The organism is Pseudoalteromonas sp. Z9A6, from assembly GCF_011378805.1.
Taxonomy (GTDB): Bacteria; Pseudomonadota; Gammaproteobacteria; order Enterobacterales; family Alteromonadaceae; genus Pseudoalteromonas; species Pseudoalteromonas distincta.
The window spans coordinates 1-524 of record NZ_WTKZ01000151.1; the positions used below are offsets into that span (position 1 = coordinate 1).

Annotated in this window: 1 protein-coding gene; it reads right to left on the reverse strand. The window is 40.8% G+C overall.

Going from position 1 to position 524, the window contains the following annotated elements; genetic code table 11:
- A partial coding sequence (locus tag GQR53_RS20610; RefSeq protein WP_165745068.1) for a transposase occupies window positions 1-399 on the reverse strand: 399 nt, incomplete at its 3' end.
- Between the last annotated feature and the right edge of the window lie 125 nt (window positions 400-524).

Sequence of the window (524 nt, forward strand, 5' to 3'; positions counted from 1 at the left end):
CAAGCCTTCCTCATCACATATCATCAGCACTTGCGTAAAAAGCGGCTCAATCTGTTCATGCATTTTAGCCACAAAACCCGCTATAGATGTGTAATGCGGCTGGATATCCCCCGATACACTCATAAATAAAATATTATGCTCGCAAGCCTTTGCAATCCGACGGCTACTAATTAATCCATGTGCATAACCCAGTAAAATAATCTTTAACATCACCGATGGCGGATACGCCGCCGCGCCCGTTTTGTCGTTGTTATACCACGCGTCAAAGCCCGATAAATCGAGCTTGTTTTCGACAATATAACAAAGAGCATATTCAAATGTGCCAGGCAAAATTTGCTCAGCAAAATTGATAGGAATGAATTTATTTTGACAGGATAAGTCAGGCTTGTAGTTGGCCATAACGATTTACCGTGGGTGAATAATATCTATTAGATCACAGCGAACGGATGGGTTCAAGGTTAAAAAGCAATCAATTCGAAATAGTAAGATACGTTCCTAAAAAGAGTAATTCTACAGCCTCAACG